Origin of the sequence: Paramagnetospirillum caucaseum (assembly GCF_000342045.1) — a bacterium.
In the GTDB taxonomy this organism is placed as follows: Bacteria; Pseudomonadota; Alphaproteobacteria; order Rhodospirillales; family Magnetospirillaceae; genus Phaeospirillum; species Phaeospirillum caucaseum.
Genome location: NZ_AONQ01000135.1, coordinates 1 through 4167, shown reverse-complemented (window position 1 = coordinate 4167; position 4167 = coordinate 1). Strand labels below are relative to the sequence as shown.

The window sequence follows — 4167 nt, the reverse complement described above, 5'->3', positions numbered from 1 at the left end:
GCCGCCGCCCAGGGACTTGTAGAGGCTGACGGCGGCCTCGAGGCGGCTGAAGCGGGCCTGGACCTTGGAATCCTCGGCCTGGAAGCGGGTCCGCTGGGTCTCCAGCACGTTGAGGTAATCGACCATGCCCAGGCGGAAGGCCTCGGAGCTGAGGCCGTAGGCGTCGAGCGAGGCCTGCAGCACCTCCTGCTGCGCCACTTCCAGGTCGCCCTGCAGGCGCACCGCCATCAGCGCGTCCTCGACATCGCGCAGGCTGGTCAGGATGATCTGCTGGTAGGTCTCGACCAATTCTGCGGCCTTGGCCTCGCTGTACTCGATGTCGGACCGCGTCTTGCCGTTGTCGAACAGGGTGGCGACCATGGTGCCGGCCAGGGTGAAGAAAATGCTCTTGGGGTTGGTGATGGTGTCGAAGTACTGGGCGGCCCAGCCGCGGTCGCCGGTGATGGTCAGCGTCGGGAACAGCTTGGACCGCGCCACGCCGATATTGGCGTTGGCGGCCATCAGGTTGGACTCGGCCTTGCGGATGTCCGGGCGGCGCAGCAGCAGGTCCGACGGCAGGCCCACCGACATTTCGGGAACCCTGAGGTCGCGCAGCGTCCGGCCGTTCAGCGCCAGGGTCTGCGGCGGGCGGCCCAGCAGCACGGCCAGCTTGTTGAAGGCGCGCTCGCGCTGGAGAAGGATCGGCGGAATGGTCGCCTCGGTCTGGGCCAGCACGTTGCGCTGCTGCGCCAGTTCCAGGTTGGAGCTTTCGCCCAGGCGGACGCGCTCGCTCACTGCCGCGTACATGGCCTTCATGTTGGCGATGTTGCTGCGGGCCACCGCCTCGCGGTCCATGCCTTCCAGGTATTGGATATAGGTGAGCACCACGTCGGAGATCAGGGCGATGCCCACCGCCTCGCGGTCGTGGATGTTGGCCAGGGTGGTGGCCAGCGACGAGGCCTCGGACGCCCGGATCTTGCCCCACAGGTCCACTTCCCAGCTGGCCGAGACATAGGCCGAGCTCAGGCGGTGGGTACGGTTGGTGGGGGGATTGGGATCGGAGCCCTGGCCGCCCTGGGGCGAATCGACGCTGCGCTTGCCCGAGGCGGTGATGGTGGGCAGCAGGGCCGAGGCGGCCGAGCCGGCCTGGGTTTCCGCCTGGATGATGCGGTTGGCGGCGGCCTTGAGGTCGTGGTTGTTGGCCAGCGCCTCGGCGACCAGGGTGTCCAGTTCCTCCGAGCCGAAGATCTTCCACCACTGGGACAGCGGCTTGGGCATTTCCGGCGAGGGCTCGGGCAGGGGATTGCGGTAGCTGGTGGGGATGTCCTGCTTCGGCCGCTCATAGTGGGGCGTCATGTTGCAGGCGCTGCCGCCCATCGCCAAGACAGCCACCAACACCCATCGCGCCGCGCGGGCGGACATTCCCGGTCTTTCCCTCGTGCCCATTGGTTCCCCTGGTCCTGACAAGGCCTCAGTAAGTATCACGATTGCCCCCGGCCCGGAAGGCCCGTCGGAGCGCCGGCGGGGCGGGTAGCCTTTCAGTCGTGGCCCCCCCTCCCCACATGAGGAGGGGCGGAGGCCCGGAGAGGGGATTCCCCGGCTGCGACCAGCACCCTCTAATGTTGCGCCGCAGCAATTGGTTCGCAAATAACTTAAATGCAGTTAACGATAAATAGTACGTTATGAAACAACGCGTTCTTATCGAAAACCCCCTTGCAAAATAGGGAAGGTTCATTTACCTATCGTCCCCATCAAACGATTCAGGCCCCGGGAGGAACCATGGCCAGCAAGAAGAAGGAACGGGGGGCGGCGGAGCCCACCCCCCAGGAACTCGTCCGCTACTACCGCGAGATGCTGCTCATCCGCCGTTTCGAGGAAAAGGCGGGCCAGCTCTACGGCATGGGACTGATCAACGGCTTCTGCCACCTCTATATCGGCCAGGAGGCCGTGGTGGTCGGCATGCAGGCCGTGGCGGGACCGGCGGATTCCTGCATCACGTCCTATCGTGATCACGGCCACATGCTGGTCTGCGGCATGGACCCCAAGGGGGTGATGGCCGAGCTGACGGGCCGCGCCGGCGGCTATTCGCGCGGCAAGGGCGGCTCCATGCACATGTTCTCGCGCGAGAAGCGCTTCTACGGCGGCCACGGCATCGTCGGCGCCCAGGTGCCGCTGGGCACCGGCCTGGGCTTCGCCCACAAGTATTCCAAGGACAACGGCGTCGCCCACGTCTATTGCGGCGACGGCGCCGTCAACCAGGGCCAGGTTTACGAGGCCTTCAACATGGCGGCGCTGTGGAAGCTGCCCGTGGTGTTCGTCATCGAGAACAACAAGTATGCCATGGGCACCTCGACGGTGCGCCACGCCGCCGGCCAGGAGCTTTTCATGCGCGGCGCCGCCTACGGCATTCCCGGCGAGCCGGTCAACGGCATGAGCGTCATCGCGGTGCGCGACGCCGCCGCCCGCGCCCTGGAGCACGCCCGCTCCGGCCAGGGGCCCTACATCCTGGAAATGAACACCTACCGCTATCGCGGCCACTCCATGTCCGATCCGGCCAAGTACCGGAGCAAGGAGGAGGTGACCAAGATGCGCGAGCAGCACGATCCCATCGACCAGCTGAAGGAAAAGCTGCTGGCCGATCAGCTGATCGACGAGGCCGGCCTCAAGGAGATCGACCGCGAGGTCAAGGTGATCGTCACCGAAGCCGCCGAATTCTCGCAAAGCAGTCCCGAGCCGGACCCGTCCGAGCTGTGGACCGACGTGCTGATCGAAGCGTAAGCGAGGGGGGACAAAAAATGCCGATTCAAGTTCTGATGCCCGCCCTGTCGCCGACCATGACCGAGGGCAAGCTGGCCAAGTGGCTGAAGGCCGAAGGCGAAGCCGTCAAGTCCGGCGACATCCTGGCCGAGATCGAAACCGACAAGGCCACCATGGAAATGGAAGCCGTCGAGGACGGAACCCTGGGCAAGATCCTGGTGCCCGGCGGCACCGAGGGGGTGGCGGTCAACACGCCCATCGCCCTGATCCTGGAAGAGGGCGAGGATGCCTCCGCCCTGAACGCCGCCCCGGCTCCTGCCGCTGCCGCTGCCTCTCCGGCACCGGTTGCCGCCGCCGCCCCGGCTCCGGTCGCTGTTCCGCTGGCCGCCGCTCCGGCGCCCGAGGAGAAGGTCTACGCCACCTATAAGCGCCAGACGGTGCGCGAGGCCTTGCGCGACGCCATGGCCGAGGAGATGCGGGCCGACGGCAACGTGTTCCTGATGGGCGAGGAAGTGGCCCAGTACCAGGGCGCCTACAAGGTCAGCCAGGGTCTGCTGGACGAATTCGGGCCCGAGCGGGTGATCGACACCCCCATCACCGAGATGGGCTTCGCCGGCCTGGCCTGCGGCGCCGGCTATGCCGGCCTCAAACCCATCGTCGAGTTCATGACCATGAACTTCTCCATGCAGGCCATCGACCACGTCATCAACTCGGCGGCCAAGACGCTGTACATGTCGGGCGGCCAGCAGCCGTGCTCCATCGTGTTCCGCGGCCCCAACGGCGCCGCCAGCCGCGTCGGCGCCCAGCACAGCCAGGATTACGCCTCGTGGTACGCCCATTGCCCCGGCCTGAAGGTGCTGGCGCCGTGGAGCGCCGCCGACGCCAAGGGCCTGCTGAAGGCCGCCATCCGCGATCCCAACCCCGTGGTGTTCCTGGAAAACGAACTGCTCTACGGCCAGAGTTTCGACGTCCCCGATGATCCCGACTTTGTCCTGCCCATCGGCAAGGCCAAGATCGAGCGGGCCGGCGCCCACGTCACCATCACCGCCTATTCCCGCATGGTGCAGGTGGCGCTGGACGCCGCCGAGATCCTCAAGGCCGAAGGCATCGAGGCCGAGGTGATCAACCTGCGCACCATCCGTCCGCTCGACGTGGCGACCATCGTCGCCTCGGTCAGGAAGACCAACCGTGTCGTGTCGGTGGAGGAAGGCTGGCCGGTGGCGGGCATCGGCTCGGAAATCGCCGCGCTGATGATGGAACACGCCTTCGATTGGCTGGATGCGCCGGTGGTCCGGGTGGCCGGGGCCGACGTGCCCATGCCCTACGCCGCCAATCTGGAAAAGCTGGCCCTGCCGCAGATCGAGCATGTGGTGGAAGCCGCCCGCGCCGTCTGCTATCGCCGTTAAGAGGGGGGACGAAAAATGCCTGTGC

At 66.5% G+C, this 4167-nt stretch carries 3 protein-coding genes; 2 read left to right on the top strand and 1 reads right to left on the bottom strand.

The features are described from left to right. The coding region (locus H261_RS22475; RefSeq protein ID WP_161625065.1) for an efflux transporter outer membrane subunit at nt 1–1371 on the bottom strand (1371 nt) is incomplete at its 3' end. A gap of 387 nt (nt 1372–1758) precedes the next feature. Between H261_RS22475 and pdhA the strand changes: the two genes are divergently transcribed. Both pdhA and H261_RS22465 read left to right on the top strand, forming a co-directional pair. Beyond that, entirely contained in the window at nt 1759–2757 is a 999-nt protein-coding gene (gene pdhA / locus H261_RS22470; RefSeq protein WP_008622414.1) for a pyruvate dehydrogenase (acetyl-transferring) E1 component subunit alpha, read from the top strand. A 17-nt stretch (nt 2758–2774) separates the two neighbouring features. Then, the gene (locus H261_RS22465; protein WP_008622412.1) at nt 2775–4142 is read left to right on the top strand and encodes a pyruvate dehydrogenase complex E1 component subunit beta; all 1368 of its coding nucleotides are present in this window, start codon (nt 2775–2777) and stop codon (nt 4140–4142) included. The last annotated feature ends 25 nt before the right edge of the window (nt 4143–4167 follow it).

Excerpts from the sequence above, each read along its gene's own strand:
- pdhA (WP_008622414.1), top strand. The coding sequence starts at position 1,759 with ATGGCCAGCAAGAAGAAGGAACGGGGGGCGGCGGAGCCCACCCCCCAG.
- H261_RS22465 (WP_008622412.1), top strand. The coding sequence starts at position 2,775 with ATGCCGATTCAAGTTCTGATGCCCGCCCTGTCGCCGACCATGACCGAG.